This window comes from Variovorax sp. V116, assembly GCF_041154435.1.
Taxonomy (GTDB): Bacteria; Pseudomonadota; Gammaproteobacteria; order Burkholderiales; family Burkholderiaceae_C; genus Variovorax; species Variovorax paradoxus.
Genome location: NZ_AP028662.1, coordinates 882,455 through 899,479 on the forward strand (window position 1 = coordinate 882,455; position 17,025 = coordinate 899,479).

12 protein-coding genes are annotated in these 17,025 nt (G+C 67.2%); all 12 read right to left on the reverse strand.

Annotated features, from left to right (window positions below; translation table 11 throughout):
- Positions 1-2: 2 nt before the first annotated feature.
- The 12 genes from ACAM58_RS30145 to ACAM58_RS30200 all read right to left on the reverse strand — a co-directional run bounded on the left by ACAM58_RS30145 (position 3) and on the right by ACAM58_RS30200 (position 17,025).
- Positions 3-2,288: an NADP-dependent malic enzyme gene (locus tag ACAM58_RS30145; protein ID WP_018904176.1), complete on the reverse strand. Its 2,286-nt coding sequence runs from the start codon at positions 2,286-2,288 to the stop codon at positions 3-5.
- Between the two features lie 17 nt (positions 2,289-2,305).
- The gene (locus tag ACAM58_RS30150) at positions 2,306-3,100 is read right to left on the reverse strand and encodes an alpha/beta fold hydrolase (protein ID WP_018904175.1); all 795 of its coding nucleotides are present in this window, start codon (positions 3,098-3,100) and stop codon (positions 2,306-2,308) included.
- A 9-nt stretch (positions 3,101-3,109) separates the two neighbouring features.
- Positions 3,110-4,882: a dihydrolipoyl dehydrogenase gene (gene lpdA / locus ACAM58_RS30155; protein WP_018904174.1), complete on the reverse strand. Its 1,773-nt coding sequence runs from the start codon at positions 4,880-4,882 to the stop codon at positions 3,110-3,112.
- A gap of 13 nt (positions 4,883-4,895) precedes the next feature.
- On the reverse strand, positions 4,896-6,506 hold the full coding sequence (gene aceF / locus ACAM58_RS30160) for a dihydrolipoyllysine-residue acetyltransferase (RefSeq protein WP_018904173.1): 1,611 nt from the start codon (positions 6,504-6,506) through the stop codon (positions 4,896-4,898).
- 8 nt (positions 6,507-6,514) lie between these two features.
- A complete protein-coding gene (aceE, locus tag ACAM58_RS30165; RefSeq protein WP_018904172.1) occupies positions 6,515-9,187 on the reverse strand; it encodes a pyruvate dehydrogenase (acetyl-transferring), homodimeric type in 2,673 nt (890 codons plus the stop codon).
- A 292-nt stretch (positions 9,188-9,479) separates the two neighbouring features.
- A complete protein-coding gene (locus ACAM58_RS30170) occupies positions 9,480-10,775 on the reverse strand; it encodes a hypothetical protein (protein WP_369664594.1) in 1,296 nt (431 codons plus the stop codon).
- A 215-nt stretch (positions 10,776-10,990) separates the two neighbouring features.
- A complete protein-coding gene (locus tag ACAM58_RS30175) occupies positions 10,991-11,320 on the reverse strand; it encodes an L-rhamnose mutarotase (RefSeq protein ID WP_018904170.1) in 330 nt (109 codons plus the stop codon).
- 41 nt (positions 11,321-11,361) lie between these two features.
- Positions 11,362-12,138 (reverse strand): SDR family oxidoreductase, encoded by a 777-nt coding sequence (locus tag ACAM58_RS30180; protein WP_369664595.1) that lies wholly within the window; start codon positions 12,136-12,138, stop codon positions 11,362-11,364.
- Positions 12,139-12,167: 29 nt separating this feature from the next.
- A complete protein-coding gene (locus ACAM58_RS30185; RefSeq protein WP_018904168.1) occupies positions 12,168-13,448 on the reverse strand; it encodes an L-fuconate dehydratase in 1,281 nt (426 codons plus the stop codon).
- Between the two features lie 21 nt (positions 13,449-13,469).
- A complete protein-coding gene (locus ACAM58_RS30190) occupies positions 13,470-14,420 on the reverse strand; it encodes an ABC transporter substrate-binding protein (protein WP_278878593.1) in 951 nt (316 codons plus the stop codon).
- A 29-nt stretch (positions 14,421-14,449) separates the two neighbouring features.
- Positions 14,450-15,478, reverse strand: a complete 1,029-nt coding sequence (locus tag ACAM58_RS30195; RefSeq protein WP_018904166.1) for an ABC transporter permease — start codon at positions 15,476-15,478, stop codon at positions 14,450-14,452.
- A gap of 17 nt (positions 15,479-15,495) precedes the next feature.
- A complete protein-coding gene (locus ACAM58_RS30200; protein WP_369664596.1) occupies positions 15,496-17,025 on the reverse strand; it encodes a sugar ABC transporter ATP-binding protein in 1,530 nt (509 codons plus the stop codon).

Genomic DNA, 17,025 nt, shown 5'->3' on the forward strand with positions numbered 1-17,025 from the left:
CCTCAGGCCGCATTGCGGTGCGAGTTGGCATCGACCACCGCCAGCGCAGTCATGTTGACGATGCGGCGCACGGTGGACGACGGCGTGAGGATGTGCACCGAGCGCGCCGCGCCCAGCAGGATGCCGCCCACCGTGATGCCGCTGCCGGCCGCCATGCGCAGCAGGTTGTACGAAATGTTGGCCGCGTCGACGTTGGGCATGACGAGCACGTTGGCCTCGGTCTCCAGCGCCGAATCCGGAAACTCGTGGTCGAGGATGGTCTTGGACAGCGCCGCGTCGCCGCGCATCTCGCCTTCCACCGCGAGCTGCGGATCGGCCGCCTTGATGAGCGCGAGCGCCTCGCGCATCTTCACGGCCGAGGCCGCGTCCGAGCCGCCGAAGTTCGAGTGCGACAGCAGCGCCACGCTCGGCGTCACGCCGAAGCGGCGCACCTCCTCGGCCGCGAGCAGCGCGATCTCGGCGATCTGCGCTGCATCGGGGTCGCGGTTCACGTGCGTGTCGCAGATGAAGAGCTGGCGCCCCGGCAGCATCAGCATCTGCATCGCGGCCATGGTGCTGGCGCCCGCGCGCAGGCCGATCGCGTCGCGCACATGGCGCAGGTGGTCGCCGTAGCTGCCGAGCGTGCCGCACAGCATGGCGTCGGCCCGGCCCTGGCGCACCAGCATGGCCGCCAGCAGCGTGCCGCGGCTGCGCATCTCGGTCTGCGCCACCAGGCGCGAGACGCCCTCGCGGCGCTTGAGCTGGTAGTAGGCCTCGGCCGCATCGCCATGCACGGCCGCATCGAGCGGATCGACGGCCTCGCAGTCGGCGCCCAGCGTGAGGCGCAGGCCGTACTGCGCGATGCGATCGGCGATCACCTCGGGGCGGCCCAGCAGCAGCGGGCGTGCCAGGCCTTCGTCGACCACCACCTGCGCGGCGCGCAGCACGCGCTCGTCTTCGCCCTCGGCGTAGACCACGCGCTTGGGCGACTGCTTGGCGGCAGCGAACAGCGGCTGCATGCTGCTGCCCGACTGGTAGACGAACTGCGACAGGCGCTGGCGGTAGGCCTTCATGTCGGCGATGGGCCGCGTTGCCACGCCGCTGTCGACCGCGGCCTGGGCCACCGCGGGCGCGACCGCCTCGATCAGCCGCGGGTCGAAGGGCTTGGGGATCAGGTAGTCGCGGCCGAAGCGCAGGCCGAGCGCGCCGTAGGCCTGCGCCACCACTTCGGGAATCTCGGCATGCGCGAGTTCGGCGATGGCCCGCACCGCGGCCAGCTTCATCTCTTCGTTGATGGCCGTCGCACCCACGTCGAGCGCGCCGCGGAAGATGAACGGAAAACACAGCACGTTGTTGACCTGGTTCGGATAGTCCGACCGGCCGGTGCCCAGGATCGCATCGGGCCGCACGGCCAGCGCGTCTTCCGGCAGGATCTCCGGCGCCGGGTTGGCCATGGCGAGGATGATCGGGTCGCGCGCCATCTCCTTGACCATCTCGGGCTTGAGCACGCCGCCGGCCGAGAGGCCGAGGAAGATGTCGGCGCCGTCGATCACGTCGGCGAGCTTGCGCGCCGAAGTCTCCTGCGCATAGCGGGCCTTGTTCGGGTCCATCTGTTCCTTGCGGGCGGTGTACACCACGCCCGCGCTGTCGGACACGTAGATGTTCTTCATCGGCAGGCCCAGGCTCACGATCAGGTCGAGGCAGGCCAGTGCCGCCGCACCGGCGCCCGAGGCCACCAGCTTCACTTCGCGGATGTCCTTCTTCACGTGCCGCAGCGCATTGAGGATGGCGGCGGCCGCGACGATGGCGGTGCCGTGCTGGTCGTCGTGGAAGACCGGGATCTTCATGCGCTCGCGCAGCTTCTTCTCGATGTAGAAGCACTCGGGCGCCTTGATGTCCTCCAGGTTGATACCGCCGAAGGTGGGCTCCATGCGCGCGATGGTGTCGATGAGCGCGTCGGGGTCGTTCTCGTCGAGCTCGATGTCGAACACGTCGATGCCGGCGAATTTCTTGAAGAGGCAGGCCTTGCCTTCCATCACCGGCTTGCCGGCCAGCGCCCCGATGTTGCCCAGCCCCAGCACCGCGGTGCCGTTGGTGATGACGGCCACGAGGTTGGCGCGCGAGGTGAGGTTCATGGCCTCGGCCGGGTCGCGGGCAATCTCCATGCAGGCCTCGGCCACGCCGGGCGAGTATGCGAGCGCAAGGTCGCGCTGCGTGGCCATCGGCTTGGTCGGGTTCACCGAGATCTTCCCTGGCGTGGGATAGCGGTGGTAGTCGAGGGCGGCTTCGCGCAGTTTGTCGTCGGACATGGTGTCTCCGTGGAATGTCATTGAGGGACGGCCGTGCCGCCGCCGGCCAGCCAATTGCGCAGCCCGCACAGCAGCGCCGCGGGCTGGTCGGCGTGTATCCAGTGGCCCGCATCGGCAATGCTCTCGGTTCCCGCACGCGGAAAAAGCGCGCGGATGCCCGCGAACGACGCGGGCCGCACGTAGTCGGACTCCGCCCCGTGGACGAAGAGCGCGGGCCCGGCATAACGCGCTTCGTGCAGCGTCTCGGGAAAGCCGCAGAGCTCGCGCATGCACAGGCCCGTGGCCAGCAGGTTCAGCCGCCAGTCGAAGCGGTCGTTCTGCCGGCGCAGGTTCTGCATCAGGAAGTCGACCGGGGCCTCCGCGTTGAGGCTGTCGGCCAGTGCCTGGTGGATTTCGCGGCGGCTGGCGGCACCCGCCACATCGAGGCTCCGCATGGCCGACACGTACGACGAGAACTGGTCGGTGTAGCTCTCCGGCGCGATGTCGATCACGGCGATGCCGCCGATGGCCTGCGGATGCGAGAGCGCGAGGGCCATTGCCGTCTTGCCGCCCATGCTGTGCCCGATCACGAAGGGCCGCTGCAATTGCTCTTGCTCGACCAGCGCGAGCACGTCGCCCGCCATCTCCACGTACGACATGGACTCGGCCCACGGCGAGGCGCCGTGGTTGCGGGCATCGGGCAGATAGACGCGGTGGTCTGCGGCCAGCGTCTCTGCAACCCGCATCCAGTTGCGCCCCGCGCCGAACAGGCCGTGCAGGATCACCACCGGAGGCCCCGATCCCAGCGCTTCGAAAGCCAGTGCGAGCGGCATCGTGGCGGCCTACTTCTTCTTCACCGGGGGCAGGTCGGTGCACACCCCTTCGAACAGCTCGGCGGCCATGCCGATGGATTCGCCGAGCGTCGGATGCGGGTGGATGGTCTTGCCGATGTCGGCGGGCTCGCAGCCCATCTCGATGGCCAGGCACAGCTCGCTGATCAGGTCGCCCGCATGCGTGCCGACGATGCCGCCGCCGACGATGCGGTGCGTGGCCTCGTCGAACAGCAGCTTGGTGAAGCCTTCGTCGCGCCCGTTGGCGATGGCGCGGCCCGATGCGGCCCAGGGGAACACCGCCTTGCCGAACTTCAGGCCTTCGGCCTTGCACTGCTCCTCGGTCTTGCCGGCCCAGGCCACCTCGGGGTCGGTGTAGGCCACCGAAGGAATCTGCCGCGCATCGAAGAACGAAGCCTCGCCGTGCGCCGCTTCCGCCGCCACATGCGCCTCGTGCACGGCCTTGTGGGCGAGCATGGGCTGGCCCACGATGTCGCCGATGGCGAAGATGTGCGGCACGTTGGTGCGCATCTGCCGGTCGACCTCGATGAAGCCGCGCTCGGTGACGGCCACGCCGGCCTTGTCGGCGGCGATCTTCTTGCCGTTGGGACTGCGGCCCACGGCGACCAGAACGAGGTCGTAGAGCTGCGGTGTGGCAGGTGCCTTCTCGCCTTCGAAGCTGACCTCGATGCCGGCCTTGGTCGCCTTGGCGCCGACGGTCTTGGTCTTGAGCATTACGTTGTCGAAGCGCGGCGCGTTGAACTTCTCCCACACCTTGACGAGGTCGCGGTCGGCGCCCTGCATGAGGCCGTCGAGCATCTCGACCACGTCGATGCGCGTGCCCAGTGTCGAGTACACCGTGGCCATCTCCAGGCCGATGATGCCGCCGCCGATCACCAGCATGCGCTTGGGAATGCCCTTGAGCAGCAGCGCGCCGGTCGAATCGACCACGCGCTCGTCCTCTGGCATGAAGGGCAGCTTCACGGCCTGCGAGCCCGCGGCGATGATGGCCTTGGCGAACTTCAGCACGCGCTTGCCGCCGCCCTCGCCCACCACCTCGACGTGATGCGCATCAAGGAAGCTGCCGACACCGGTGACCACCTCGACCTTGCGCGCCTTCGCCATGCCGGCCAGGCCGCCGGTGAGCTTCTTGATGACGCCATCCTTGAAGCCGCGCAGCGCGTCGATGTCGACTTCGGGCGCGGCGTACTTGATGCCGTGTTTGGCGAGCAGTTTCACTTCATCCATCACGCCGGCTGTGTGCAGCAGCGCCTTCGAGGGAATGCAGCCCACGTTGAGGCACACGCCGCCGAGTGTGGCGTAGCGCTCGACCAGCACGGTCTTCATGCCGAGGTCGGCGCTGCGGAATGCGGCCGAGTAGCCGCCGGGGCCGGCGCCGAGCACGAGGACCTCGCATTCGATGTCGGCCTGGCCGGTGTAGCTGCCTGCCGCAGGTGTCGGCACTGGTGCAGATGCGGGCGCGGCTTCGCTCCCTCTCCCGCTTGCGGGAGAGGGCTGGGGTGAGGGTGCCCCCGCTCCCGCCGCGGCGGTCTCGATGACCAGGATGACGGAGCCTTCACTCACCTTGTCCCCCAGCCCCACCTTCAGTTCCTTCACGGTCCCCGCATGGCTCGAAGGAATCTCCATCGAAGCCTTGTCCGACTCCACCATGATCAACCCGGTATCGACCGCGATGACTTCGCCCGGCTTGACCAGCAGTTCGATGACCGCGACATCCTTGAATTCGCCGATGTCCGGGACCTTGACTTCCACCGTGTGTGCCATTTGGGAGCTTCCTTCAGAACAGCACGCGCCGCAGGTCGGCGAGCACGTTGGCGAAATAGACGTTGAAGCGTGCGGCGGCGGCGCCGTCGATCACGCGGTGGTCCCACGACAGGGACAGCGGCAGCGTGAGGCGCGAGCTGTAGGTCTTGCCGTCCGAAGAGTGCTGCTTCCAGTAGCTCTTGCACACGCCCATGATGGCGACCTCGGGCGCGTTGATGATCGGCGTGAAGTAGATGCCGCCAATGCCGCCGAGCGAGCTGATGGTGAAGGTGCCGCCCGACATCTGGTCGGGCTTGAGCTTGCCGTCGCGCGCAAGCTTGGCGAGCTCGCCCATCTCCTTCGCGATCTCGGGCACAGTCTTTTTGTCGACGTCGCGGATCACCGGAACCATGAGCCCGTTGGGCGTATCGGCGGCGAAGCCGATGTGCCAGTAGTTCTTGAGCACCAAGGCGTCGCCGTCGAGGCTCGCGTTGAACTCCGGGAACTTCTTCAGCGCGGCGACGGCCGCCTTCATCATGAAGGGCAGCATGCTGATCTTCACGCCCGACTTTTCCAGCTCCTTGTTCATCTGCACGCGGAAGGGTTCGAGCTCGGTGATGTCGGCCTCGTCGTGCGTCGTCACATGCGGAATGACGACCCAGTTGCGGTGCAGGTTCGCGGCGCTGATCTTCTTGATGCGCGAGAGCTCCTTGCGCTCGGTCGGGCCGAACTTGGCGAAGTCGACCTTGGGCCAGGGCAGCAGGTCGATGCCACCGACGCCACCGCCTGCGGGGGCTGCTGCAGCCTTGCCGGCAGCGGGCGCGGCAGATGCACCGCCACCCTTCGCGAAGGCCTCGACGTCGGCGCGCACGATGCGGCCATGGTCGCCGGTGCCGTTGATCTTGCCCAGGTCGACGCCGAGTTCGCGTGCGAGCTTGCGCACCGCAGGGCCCGCATAGGCGAGCGCGAAGCCGGCTTCGACCTCCGCATTGCCGACAGGCGGCAACGCCGCCGCCGCTTCGCTCCCTCTCCCGCTCGCGGGAGAGGACTGGGGTGAGGGAGCGGCCGCCGCCACAGGCGCATCGCCCGTCGCCAGCGAAAGAATCACCGACCCCTCGCTGACCTTGTCCCCGATCTTGATGCCGATGGCCGTCACCACGCCCGAGAGCGGCGCCGGCACATCCATCGTCGCCTTGTCCGATTCGAGCGAGATGATCGGATCCTCGGCCTTCACCGTGTCGCCGACCTTCACGAAGATCTCGATGACGGGCACGTCCTTGAAGTCGCCGATGTCGGGCACACGCACCTCGGCCACGCCGGCCGGCGCGCTGGTGGCCGACGGCGCGGCGCTGACGCTGGGCTTGGCGGCTTCGGCCGGTGCCGGTGCGGCCGCAGCGGCACCGCTCTCTGCCTTGAACGTCATGACGACGCTGCCTTCGCTGACCTTGTCGCCGAGCTTCACGGTGATGGACTCCACCACGCCGCCGCGCGGCGCGGGCACATCCATCGTGGCCTTGTCGGATTCGAGCGAGACCAGCGGGTCCTCGGCCTTCACCGTGTCGCCCGGCTTCACGAAGATCTCGATGACGGGCACGTCGCTGAAGTCGCCGATGTCGGGCACCTTGATGTCGATTGCATTGCTCATGTCGTGCCTCAGACGGTCCAGGGGGCGGCGCGCTCGGCGTCGAGCCCGTACTTCTCGATGGCCTCGGCCACCACGGCGTGCTTGATCACCCCGTCGTCGGCCAGCGCCTTGAGCGCGGCCACGGCCACGTGCCAACGGTCGACCTCGAAGAAGCGGCGCAGCTTCTTGCGGTAGTCGCTGCGGCCGAAGCCATCGGTGCCGAGCACGGTGTAGCGCCGGCCCGCGGCCTGCACGTACTCGCGCACCTGGTCGGCGTAGTTGCGCATGTAGTCGGTGGCCGCGATGACCGGGCCTTCGTGTCCTTCGAGGCATTGCTCGACATGGCTCTTGCGCGCCGGCTCGGTCGGGTGCAACCGGCTCCAGCGCTCGGCGGCCATGCCGTCGCGGCGCAGCTCGTTGTAGCTGGTGGCGCTCCACACGTCGGCGGCAATGCCGAAGTCGTTCTTCAGCAGCTCGGCCGCGAACATCACCTCGCGCAGGATGGTGCCGCTGCCCATGAGCTGCACGCGGTGGCCCTTCTTGGGGGTCTTGCCGCCATCGCTGAGCTGGTAGAGGCCTTTGAGAATGCCTGCCTCGCTGCCCTCGGGCATGCCGGGGTGCGGGTAGTTCTCGTTCATGAGGGTGATGTAGTAATACACGTCCTCCTGCTCGGCGTACATGCGGCGCATGCCGTCGCGCACGATGGCCACCACCTCGTAGGCGAAGGTCGGGTCGTACGAGACGCAGTTGGGAATGGTGCCGGCCAGGATGTGGCTGTGGCCGTCCTCGTGCTGCAGGCCCTCGCCGTTGAGCGTGGTGCGCCCGGCAGTGCCGCCCAGCAGGAAACCGCGCGCACGCATGTCGCCGGCCAGCCAGGCCAGGTCGCCCACGCGCTGCAGGCCGAACATCGAGTAGTAGATGTAGAACGGAATCATCGGCACGTTGTTCGTGCTGTACGAGGTGGCCGCGACGATCCAGCTGGACATCGCGCCGCCCTCGTTGATGCCTTCCTGCAGCACCTGGCCGTCCTTCGACTCGCGGTAGTACATGAGCTGGTCGGCGTCCTGCGGCTTGTAGAGCTGGCCGAGCGACGACCAGATGCCGAGCTGGCGGAACATGCCTTCCATGCCGAAGGTGCGCGATTCGTCGGGCACGATGGGCACCACGTGCTTGCCGATCTGCTTGTCGCGCACCAAGGTGCCGAGCATCTGCACGAAGGCCATGGTGGTCGATATCTCGCGCTCGCCGGTGTCCTTGAGCAGGCGCTCGAAGGTGGAAAGCGGCGGAATCTCGAGCGCGGTCGACTTGCGGCGGCGCTGGGGCAGGTAGCCGCCGAGCGCGGCGCGGCGCTCGTGCAGGTACTTCATCTCGGGGCTGTCCTCGGCCAGCCGGATGAAGGGCACGTTGGGCAGCTCTTCGTCGGAAACCGGGATCTGGAAGCGGTCGCGGAAGCCGCGCAGCGCGTCCTGCGTCATCTTCTTGGCCTGGTGCGCGATCATCTGGCCCTCGCCCGATTCGCCCATGCCGTAGCCCTTCACCGTCTTGGGCAGGATCAGCGTGGGCTGGCCCTTGTGCCTGACGGCCGCGGCGTAGGCGGCGAACACCTTCTCGGGGTCGTGGCCGCCGCGCGTGAGGCCCCAGATCTCGTCGTCGCTCATCTCTGCGACCAGCGCGCGGGTCTCGTCGTACTTGCCGAAGAAGTGCTCGCGCACGTAGGCGCCGCTCTTGCTCTTGAAGTCCTGGTACTCGCCGTCCACGCACTCTTCCATGCGCTGCAAGAGCTTGCCGCTCTTGTCCTTGGCAAGCAGCGCGTCCCAGCCGCTGCCCCAGAGCACCTTGATGACGTTCCATCCGGCCCCGCGGAACACGCTCTCGAGTTCCTGCACGATCTTGCCGTTGCCGCGCACCGGGCCATCGAGGCGCTGCAGGTTGCAGTTGATGACGAACACGAGGTTGTCCAGGCTCTCGCGGCCTGCGAGCGAGATGGCGCCGAGCGACTCGGGCTCGTCCATCTCGCCGTCGCCCATGAAGGCCCAGACCTTGCGCGGCGCCGTGTCGGCGAGACCCCGGCCATGCAGGTACTTGAGGAAGCGTGCCTGGTAGATCGCCATCAATGGGCCCAGGCCCATCGACACGGTGGGAAACTGCCAGAAGTCGGGCATGAGCCAGGGGTGCGGGTACGACGGGATGCCGTTGCCTTCGGATTCCTGCCGGTAATTGAGCAGCTGCTGCTCGCTCAAGCGGCCTTCGAGAAAGGCACGCGCGTAGATGCCGGGCGAGCTGTGGCCCTGGATGAACAGCAGGTCGCCGCCGTGGGTGTCGGTGGCGGCATGCCAGAAGTGGCCGAAGCCGATGTCGTAGAGCGTGGCCGCCGACTGGAAGCTCGCGATGTGGCCGCCGAGTTCGGACGAATCCTTGTTGGCGCGCAGGATGATCGCCATCGCGTTCCAGCGGATGATCGAGCGCAGGCGGTGCTCGATCTCGCGGTTGCCGGGAGACTTTTCTTCCTTCTCGGGCGGGATGGTGTTCCTGTAGGCCGTGTTCAGCGAGCGCGGCACGTACACGCCTTCGCGGCGGCCCTCGTCGACGAGGCGGTTCAGCAGAAAGTTCGCGCGCTCGCTGCCGCGGTGCTGCTGGACCGCGCCGAGCGCGTCGACCCATTCGCCGGTTTCCGTGGGGTCAAGGTCACCCATGGTGCTCATCGGTTTGTCTCCTGTGTCATGGCCGGGACCTGCATCGGGCGATGCGGCCAGCCTTGGTACAGAGCAATCGATGTGCCACGCGATGCGTGGCGCGCAGGGCACGCTAAGTCGTTGATTTCATGGGGAACGAGGCAGGAATGAAATGGACGCCCCGCCGACGATCCGGATGCGCGGCGATGGGGCCGTCCGAATCGCCGGACCGGTGATTGGGGTGAACCCTGACGTCATGCCGGCTCTCATGCCGGGCGCGGCAAGGGCAGGAGTGCCATGCCTCCGCCGTTGCCGACCGCTGCTACTTCAAGGCGGCACCGCCGCGTGCGAGGTACAGCGCCGACAGGCGCGCGAACTGGCCGCCATCGGTGCTGATCGAGGTCTGGACGCTGCCTCCGGCACTGAAGACGATCGCGAAGGCGGAGGTGTCGCCGTACTCCTGGGCGTTGCGCAGCATGTAGTCGACATGGTTGTCGCGGTAGTGCAGGTCGGTGCCGCCCGGCGTGGCGGAGGGCACGCCCATCGGCGTTTGCCACCACAGGATCGGCAGCCCGTTGCCCAGCGCTGCGCGGTAGTCCGAGATCTGGCGCTGCGACTCGTGGAAGTTGGGGCTGGCGACGTTGCTTTCGTCCCAGTAGAACGGGCCGCTTCGCCCTGTGCATTCCGCGGGCGGCGACGCAACTTCCCGGCAACCCGCGTCGCGGTCGGTGGTCTGGGCGACGATGAAGTCCGCCTGATGCGCCCCCACCGCGCGCATTTGCGCGCCGATCTCGGCAGCGGTGCCGCTCCAGAATGCGGGCGGGAACCCGAGCAGTGCCTTGGGCGCAATCTGCCTGCCCATCTGCACCAGGCATTGGCCCAAGCCCGCGGCGGTGTTGGGCAATCCGCTGCATTCGGGCTGGCTGTTCACCAGGGCCGACAGCCGCGTTGCGTCACGGCCCGGCGCTTGCGCCGCAACGAAGCCCCAGAAGTCCGGCTCCAGGTTGACCAGGACGGGCGTCCCCAGAGCTGCGATGCGCTGGTACATCAGCCGCACCTGCGACCAGTAGCCGTTCATGAAGGCCGTGTCGTTGATGGTGCTCATGTTGCCCTCGCCGCTCGTTGCCATCTGGTAGAGCGTGAACATCGGGACGGCGCCGTAGGCTTGGGCGGCCTGCGCGGTGACGGTGACGTAGGCCCCGTCGGGGCTGTTCCAGGTGGGCCAGGCGCCTGCGCCCACGCCCACGAGGTAGGCGTCCATGATGTCCGGGTGGATGTCCTGGCTCTTCATCTGCGCGAGGGTGTTGCCCGCGCCGAGTCCGAGCAGCACGCGCGCGGGCTTGCCGAGCTTGGCCGCCAATGCGGCAGTCGCCGGGACGGTGGGCGAAGCGCCGCTGCCTGTGCCGCCGGCTCCGCCTGCATCGCCCGTGCCACCTGCAGCACCGGTGCCGCCGCCGCCTTGGCCGCCGGTAGGGCCCTGGCTGCCATTGCTGCCGGCCAGGCCCGCCAGGCCGGCGAAGCCGCCGCCACCCTGGCTACCGCCGCCTCCGCCGCCACCGCCACAGCCGAACAGGAGCACCGAAAGCATCAGCGCGAAAACGCATCGTCGAGAAAACATGGGAAATGAAAGAGAAAGGTTGATCGAGATTGAAAAGCGAATCGAATGCCGCGGCACAAGGTGCACGATCCGTACCCGCGCATGCAGGGAGGAAGGAACATGCAGATCGGACCGAAAGAGTGACACGGAGCGTCGCTTCCGGGACCGACCTGCGACAGCCCTGGCCGGCGTTCACGCTGCAGCCGACAAAAAGGGAATGTCGAAACTGCAGGCAGCTACAGCTTGAAGATCCGATCCATCTCCAACCACTTCTCCCCTTCGGGCGTCCAGGGCGTCGGCGCCTGGAACTTCCACATCAATTCTTCCCACGCGCGGATCTTCGGATCGCTGCGCGTCGCGGCCGCCATCGCCTCGGCGTCGTAGCGCGCGTCGTCGGTTTCCATCAGCATCACCATCCGCGTTCCGAGCCGGTAGATCTCCATGCCCGTCACGCCGTGCGCATGCAGATGTGCGCGCACCTCGGGCCAGATGTCGCGGTGATAGGCCTCGTACTCGGCGATCAGTGCGGGGTCGTCTTTCAGGTCGAGGGCAAGGCAGTGGCGCATGGTCGTCGGGTCTGGTGGCGGGTGAAGGGAAGCGCGAAGGATCAGGTCAGCGCCCGGTCCAGGTGCGTGTAGCCGCCGTCCACGAACACCCACTGCCCCGTCGTGTGCGAGGCCTGTTCGGAGAGCAGGAACACCACGGTGTTCGCAATCTCCTGCGGCGTGGTCATGCGGCGGCCGAGCGGGATCTTGTCGGTGATGGCCGCGAGCTTGCGGTCGGGCTCGTCGAAGGCCGAGATCCAGCGCTGGTAGAGCGGCGTCATCACCTCGGCCGGTATCACCGCGTTGACGCGCACGCCCTCCTCCAGCAAGGAGGCCGCCCACTCGCGCGTCAGCGACAGCTGCGCGCCCTTGGCCGCGGTGTAGCCGCTGGTATTGCCCTGCCCCGTGAGGGCGGTCTTCGAGGAGATGTTGACGATCGCGCCGCGGCTGGCCTTCAGGTGCGGCAGGCAGAAATGCGCCATCACATAGTAGTGGACGAGGTTCCGCTCCAGCGATGCGATGAATGCCTCGCGCCCCGCTTCGAGTCCCACGCTGTCGTTCACGCCCGCGTTGTTGACCAGCCCGTCGATGCGCCCGAACTCCGCGGCGCTGCTCTCGACGGCTTGGCCGCAGGCGGCCTCTTCCATCAGGTCGAACTGAAGGAACCGCGCCCGCGGCTGCAGCGCGTGCAGCTCCTGCTCGAACGGCGCGTCCAGCGGGTTCTTCCCGCAGATCACGGGCACCGCGCCTTCGCGCGCGAGCGTGAGCGAAATGGCCGCGCCAATGCCGCTGCCGCCGCCGGTGACCAGCACCACCTTGTCCTTCAGATTCAGGTCCATGAGCGCCCGATGCCTTTCTGTTGATCCAACTATCCGCGGAAGCGGTAGCGCTCGAGCGAGTCGGGCTTCATCGTGATCGAGAAGCCCACGGCCGTGGGCGGCATGTAGGCCGCGCCGCGGATCACGCAGGGCTCGGCGAAGTGTTCATGCAAGTGATCCACATATTCGATCACGCGCCCTTCGCGCGTTCCCGAGATGCACAGGTAATCGATCATCGACAGGTGCTGCACGTACTCGCACAGCCCCACGCCGCCGGCGTGCGGACACACGGGCAGCTGGTACTTCGCGGCCATCAGCATCACCGCGAGGATCTCGTTCACGCCGCCGAGGCGGCATGCATCGATCTGCACCACGTCGATCGCGCCGCGCATGATGAACTGCTTGAACATGATGCGGTTCTGGCACATCTCGCCCGTGGCCACCTTCACCGCCGGCGCAATGCCCTCGCGGATCTTGCGATGGCCCTCGACGTCGTCGGGGCTCGTCGGTTCCTCGATGAACCAGGGCTTGGCAAAGGCCAGCTGCCGCACCCATTCGATGGCCTGGCCGACCTCCCAGACCTGGTTGGCGTCGATCATCAGGTGGCGGTCGGGACCGAGCACTTCGCGCGCCACCGTCAACCGGCGGATGTCGTCCGCAAGGTCGCGCCCCACCTTGAGCTTGAGGTGGTTGAAGCCCGCATCCACCGCCTCCTGCGCGAGCCGCCGCAGCTTCTCGTCGGGGTAGCCGAGCCAGCCAGCCGAGGTGGTGTAGCAGGGGTAGCCATCGGCCTTCAGCGTGGCGATGCGCTCGGCCTTGCCGGCGGCCGCATCGCGCAGCAACACAAGCGCTTCCTCTGGCGTGATGCAGTCGGTGATGTAGCGAAAGTCGATGCAGCGCACCAGCGCCTCGGGGCTCATGTCCGCCACCAGCTGCCACACCGGCTTGCCTTCGGACTTGGCCCACAGGTCCCACATCGCATTGACCACCGCGCCGGTCGCGAGGTGGATGGCGCCCTTGTCGGGTCCGATCCAGCGCAGCTGGCTGTCCGAGGTGATGTGGCGCCAGAAGCGGCCCATGTCCTCGGCCACCCACTGCAGGTCGAGCCCGACCACCAAGTGGCGCATCGCCTCGATGGCCGCGCAGCAGATCTCGTTGCCGCGGCCGATGGTGAAGGTCAGGCCGTGGCCTTCGAGCCCCGGCTGGTCAGTCTCCAGCACGACGTAGGCCGCCGAATAGTCCGGGTCGGGGTTCATCGCGTCGGAGCCGTCGAGCTGCTGCGAAGTGGGAAAGCGCACGTCCAGCACGCGCATGGATCGGACGATGGTCATGAACGGGCTTTCTGCAAAAAATCAGTCGTACAGGACCGATGCGATCTTCGGGTCAGCGATGTTGGTCTTGTCGTACCAGAAGAAGCCGGTATCGACCACCTTGGGCAGCTTCTCGCCCTTGATCGCCTTCACCGCCATCTCCACCGTCTTGTAGCCCATGCCCACCGGGTTCTGCGTGATGGCGCCGGCCATGCTGCCGTCCATGATCGCGTTCTTCTGCTGCTTGCCGGAGTCGTAGCCGATGATCACGACCTTGCCGCTGCGCTTCATCTCCTTCACGCCGTTGACCACGCCGATGGCCGAGCCCTCGTTGGCGCCGAAGATGCCCTTCAGGTTGGGCGAGGCCTGCAGGATCGACTTGGTGATTTCGGTCGACTTCAGCTGGTCGCCACCGCCGTACTGCACGCTCACGATCTTGATGTTCGGGTAGGCCGACTTGATGCGGTTGACGAAGCCGTCGCGCCGGTCCACGCCGGTGCGGCTGGTCTGGTCGTGCACCACCAGCGCCACCTCGCCGGACTTGCCGATCATCTCGGCCATCTTGTCGGCAGCCAGCGCGGCGGCGGCCTTGTTGTCGGTGGTGGTGGTGGTCACGGGAATGTCGCTGTCCACGCCCGAGTCGAACGCCACCACCGGAATCTTCGCGGCCTGCGCCTTCTTCAGCAGCGGAATGGCGGCCTGGCTGTCGAGCGCGGCAAAGCCGATGGCCTGCGGCTTCTTGGCGAGCGCGGCGGCGAGCATGTCGATCTGCTTGTCGACCATCGCCTCGGTCTCGGGGCCTTCGAAGGTGACCTTCACCTTCAGGTCCTTGGCGGCCTGCTCGGCGCCGGACTTCACGGCCTGCCAGAACTGGTGCTGGAAGCCCTTGGACACGAGCGGAATGTAGATCTCCTGCTGCGGCGCCTGGGCGAAGGCCGGCAGGCCGACGAGGGCCGCGGCCAGCGCGGCGGTGGCTGCTCTTCTTTGGATCATGCGAAGTCTCCTTGGGTTGTGGAAAAGGATCAGTGCGCGCTGCTGCTGCGGCGGCGCAGGATGTCCGCGTACACGGCCAGGATGATGATCACGCCCGTGACCACCGTCTGCCATTCCTGCGCGACCGAGAGAATGCGCAGGCCGTTGGTCAGCACGCTCATGATGAAGGCGCCGATGATCGTGCCCACGATGGTGCCGGTGCCGCCGCTGAGCGAGGTGCCGCCGATGACCACCGCCGCAATCGCATCGAGTTCGTACCCCTGCCCCAGCGCCGGCTGCGCGGAGTTCAGGCGCGAGGCGATCAGGAGGCCCGCGATGCCGCAGATGCCGCCGCTCACCGTGTAGACCACGATCTTCCAGAAATCGGTGTTCACGCCCGACAGGCGCACGGCCTCCTCGTTGCTGCCGAGCGCGAAGGTGTAGCGCCCGAGGATGGTCTTGTTGAGCACGATGCTCGCGGCCACCGCCACCAGGAAGAGGATCAGCACCGCGTTGGGAATCGGCAGCGATGGAATGAAGTAGCCGATCAGCGAATCCTGCGAGATGGCCGGGAAGTCCGGCGTGTCGTTGAAGTAGATCGGCTTGGTGCCCGAGATCACGAGCGACAGGCCCTTGAGCAGCATCATCATGCCCAGCGTGGCAATGAAGGGCGGGATCTTGAGCTTGGCGATCAGCACGCCCGAGACAAACCCCGCCAGCGCACCGAAGAAGATCGCCGCCGTGATGCCCAGCGCGAGCGGCATGCCCATGTAGGTGAGCACCACGCCGGCCATGACCGCGCAGAAGGTCATCAGCGTGCCCACCGAAAGATCGATGCCCGCGGTGATGATGACGAAGGTGCAGGCAATGGCCAGCACGCCGTTCACCGCGGTCGACTGCAGGATGCTCACGAGGTTGTCGGTCTGCAGGAACTGCGGCGACGCGAAGCTGAAGAACACCAGCAGCGCGATCAGGCTGGCAAAGGCCAGGAGCTTTTGCCGCGTGGCGGGACGAAAGAGCCGCGCCTTCAGCGAGAAGCCCGGTGCGGCGGCGGCGGTGGTGGCGGTGGGGGTTGTCAAGGCGTTGTCTCCAGTCCTCAGGCGGTGGCGTCAGCAGCGGCAGCAACAGCGGTTTCACGCCGGGTGGCGAGCTGCATGATCTTTTCCTGCGAGGCTTCGCGCCCCGCGAGTTCGCCGGTGATGCGGCCTTCGCACATCACCAGCACGCGGTGGCTCACGCGCAGTATCTCGGGCAGCTCCGAAGAGATGATCACGATGGCCTTGCCCTCCGCTGCCAGCTGGTTGAGCAGGCGGTAGATCTCGGCCTTGGCGCCCACGTCGATGCCGCGCGTGGGCTCGTCGAAGAAGAGCACGCTGCAGTCGCGCAGCAGCCATTTGGCGATCACGATCTTCTGCTGGTTGCCGCCCGAGAGCAGCCGCACCTGCTGGCGCACCGAGGGCGTCTTGATGCTGAGTTGCTTCACGTAGCGCTCGCCCGCGGCCTCAATGGCCGCCTGGTCGATGAAGACGCCCATCGACAGGAACTTCTTCATGCTCGGCAGCGCGATGTTGGTTTCCACGTCCATGCCGGTGGCCAGGCCGAAGTGCTTGCGGTCTTCGGAGAGATAGCCGATGCCGTGCCGCACGGCATCTTCGGGCGACTTGATCGACACCTTCCTGCCGTGCACCAAGACCTCGCCCGCGTCGATGGCGTCGGCGCCGAACACCGCGCGCGCGAGCTCGGTGCGGCCCGCGCCCATGAGCCCCGCAAAGCCCAGGATCTCGCCCTTGCGCAGCACGAAGCTGGCGTTGCGCACCAGCGCGCCGCGCGTGATGCCGCGCGCGTCGAGCACGACCTCGTTGCCCGAGGTGTCGGGGAAGTCGTTCTCCACCTCGGTGAGCTGGCGGCCCACCATCATCGCGATCAGCGAGTCCATCGGCGTGCCGGCCATCGGCACGGTGGCGATGTACTGGCCGTCGCGCATCACGGTCACGCGGTCGGCGATGCGCTTGAGTTCGTCCATCTTGTGCGAGATGTAGACAATGGCCACGCCCTGCGACCGGAGCTGGCCGATGATGCGGAACAGGTCGGCCACCTCCTCGTTGTTGAGCGCGGCGGTGGGCTCGTCCATGATGAGCACGCGCGAATCGAACGACAGCGCCTTGGCGATCTCCACCATCTGCTGCCTGGCGACCGTGAGTTCGCCGACCGGCGTGTGCGGGTCGAGCCGCAGGTTCATGCGCGCGAAGATGCGCTCGGCCTGGGTGCGCATCGTGTCTTCGTCGATGAAGAGGCCGAAGCGCCCGCGCGGCTCGCGGCCGATGAAGATGTTCTGCGCGGCGCTCAGGTGGTTCATCAGGTTGAGTTCCTGGTGGATGATCCCGATGCCCAGCGCCTGCGCCGCGCGCGGGCTCGCGATGTCCACGGGCTGGCCGTCGATCAGCACTTCGCCGGAATCCTTGCTGTAGACGCCGGCCAGCACCTTCATGAGGGTGGACTTGCCCGCGCCGTTCTCGCCCATCAGCGCATGCACCTCGCCGGGCAGCAGGTCGAACTGCGCCTTGTCGAGCGCGCGCACGCCGGCAAAGGACTTGCAGAGGTCGCGGATGGTGACGATGGGTGCCAT

Coding starts and splice junctions, on each gene's coding strand:
- ACAM58_RS30145 (WP_018904176.1), bottom strand. CDS start 2,288: ATGTCCGACGACAAACTGCGCGAAGCCGCCCTCGACTACCACCGCTAT.
- ACAM58_RS30150 (WP_018904175.1), bottom strand. CDS start 3,100: ATGCCGCTCGCACTGGCTTTCGAAGCGCTGGGATCGGGGCCTCCGGTG.
- lpdA (WP_018904174.1), bottom strand. CDS start 4,882: ATGGCACACACGGTGGAAGTCAAGGTCCCGGACATCGGCGAATTCAAG.
- aceF (WP_018904173.1), bottom strand. CDS start 6,506: ATGAGCAATGCAATCGACATCAAGGTGCCCGACATCGGCGACTTCAGC.
- aceE (WP_018904172.1), bottom strand. CDS start 9,187: ATGAGCACCATGGGTGACCTTGACCCCACGGAAACCGGCGAATGGGTC.
- ACAM58_RS30170 (WP_369664594.1), bottom strand. CDS start 10,775: ATGTTTTCTCGACGATGCGTTTTCGCGCTGATGCTTTCGGTGCTCCTG.
- ACAM58_RS30175 (WP_018904170.1), bottom strand. CDS start 11,320: ATGCGCCACTGCCTTGCCCTCGACCTGAAAGACGACCCCGCACTGATC.
- ACAM58_RS30180 (WP_369664595.1), bottom strand. CDS start 12,138: ATGGACCTGAATCTGAAGGACAAGGTGGTGCTGGTCACCGGCGGCGGC.
- ACAM58_RS30185 (WP_018904168.1), bottom strand. CDS start 13,448: ATGACCATCGTCCGATCCATGCGCGTGCTGGACGTGCGCTTTCCCACT.
- ACAM58_RS30190 (WP_278878593.1), bottom strand. CDS start 14,420: ATGATCCAAAGAAGAGCAGCCACCGCCGCGCTGGCCGCGGCCCTCGTC.
- ACAM58_RS30200 (WP_369664596.1), bottom strand. CDS start 17,025: ATGGCACCCATCGTCACCATCCGCGACCTCTGCAAGTCCTTTGCCGGC.